This window comes from Azospirillum isscasi (assembly GCF_030849505.1).
GTDB classification, from domain to species: domain Bacteria; phylum Pseudomonadota; class Alphaproteobacteria; order Azospirillales; family Azospirillaceae; genus Azospirillum; species Azospirillum isscasi.
Map to the genome: position 1 here is coordinate 1 of NZ_JAUJFI010000334.1, position 1,902 is coordinate 1,902.

The following is a 1,902-nucleotide window of genomic DNA, read 5'->3' on the forward strand; positions in this document are numbered from 1 at the left end:
GCGGTAGGCGCGTTCGATATGGCGAACCTTGAGGCGGGAGTTGCACAGCGGCGAGGCCGCGATGCGGTCGCGCAGTCCGGCCCGCAGCGCGGCCAGCCGCTCCGGAGCGGCCGCCAACCCGGCGGCGATGTCCAGATACTCGTCTTCGCTGCCCGCAATCAATTCGGTCAGGCCGAGCGAGGTCGCCATCGAGGCGGTCCAGCGGCTGACCATGGAATCCCGCGGCAAGGTGACCACCGGCACGCCCATCCACAGCGCCTCGTAAGTGGCGGTGGCGCCACAGAACGGAAACGGATCGAGGGCGATGTCGATGGCATCGTACTGGGCGAGGTGGTCGAAGACACTCTGGGTGATGCCTGCGAATTCGGGGAAATGGAGGCGCGCCGGATCGATGCGGTGTTCAGCGAAGGCCGCGATGGTCCGTCCGCGCAACCCCGGGTCCTGAAACCAGTTGGAATACTTGAGCACCAGCCTCGCATCGGGCAGGCGCCGCAGCAGGCGTGCCCACAGCTCCAGCACCTCCGGAGCGAACTTGGCCGGACAATTGAAGCAGCCAAAGGTCACCCTGCCGGTGCCCGACATCGGGGGCGGCACAAGGGGCGGCGCATCGGCGATGGGGTCGGCGAGGTAGAAGCTGGGCAGGCGGACCAGCCGCTCGGTGAAGCGTTCCGGGTCGGGCCGCGGTGACAGGACACGGTCGGAAATGAGGTAATCCACCACCTCCAATCCGGACGTCGCGGTGTCGTGGAAGCTCACCTGGACGGGAGCCGGCTTATAGGCGCAGACCAGCGGCCGGTTGGCATCGAAATGCCCGGCCAGATGAACCAGAATATCGATGCCGTCCTCGCGGACCCGGTCGGCGGCCTGGCGGTCGTTCAGGCTGACGATGTCCCGCCATTGATCGCAGTGCGCCTTGAACGCCGCTGTCATGGCGTCCGGGTTCACAACGCTGGAATAGCCGTATATCTCGAAGGCGCCGTGATCGTGCTCCCGCATCAGCGGCAGGAGATTGCGCCCGACGGGGTGCTGGCGGAAATCCGAGGACATGTAGCCGACGCGCAGGCGTCTGTGAAAATCCGGCACGTTGGCGTGCGGACGGATTTGGGCGTAGAGCGGCCGCGCATACCGGTCTTCGTGCCGGCGGTGTTCGGCGAATCGAGCCTCGCTGTCCCCGGACACGTAGAGCAGCGCGGCCAGAATGTTCCAGTGCGCCGTGCTTAGGGTGGGGTCGATGGTCAGGGCGCGGCCGAAGCTTGCGATGGCCTCGCGCGAACGGGCCGTGCGAACCCGGAGCGTGCCCAGGTTGACGTGGAGTTTGGCGTCGGCTGGTTCCAGGACGAGCGCACGGATGTAGGCGGCTTCGGCTTCCGCAAAATGGTTCAATTCCTGTCGGACAAAGCCGAAGTCGAAATGGGCGTCGGCGGAATCCGACCACCGGTTAAGGGCAGTTCGCGCAACACTTTCCGCTTCCTCCAGGTAACCGCGGTCGCGAAGGGTGTCGGTCAGGGCGCTGAAGATCTTGGGATCGTCGGGGATCAGGCCCAGGGCGCGTTCATAGCAGTTGATGGCGGCGTGGAGACGGAACCGGACGCGGTAGAGGTTGCCGAGGTTGAAATACGCTCGACCATGATCGGGGCGCAGGATCAGGGTCCGACGGTAGGCGATGATCGCTTCGTCGCCTCGATCCAGTGCCTTCAACGCATTGGCGCGATTGTAGCCGGCCTCCGCCATCTCCGGGCTCAGAGCGATGGCGCGTGTGTAGCAGGCGGCCGCCTCCTTCAGCCTCCCGACATCCCGCAACAGGTTCCCTAAATTGTAATGCAGTTGAGCGTTCAGCGGCCGAAGCGTGATCGCGGCGCCGTAGGCGGCGATGGCGTCGTCGAATCGGCCTTGCCCTTTCCG

At 65.5% G+C, this 1,902-nt stretch carries 1 protein-coding gene; it reads right to left on the bottom strand.

Features of this window, described 5'->3' with window-relative positions:
• Positions 1–1,902: O-linked N-acetylglucosamine transferase, SPINDLY family protein (locus tag QSG27_RS28810; protein WP_306712269.1), on the bottom strand; the 1,902-nt coding region annotated here is incomplete at both ends.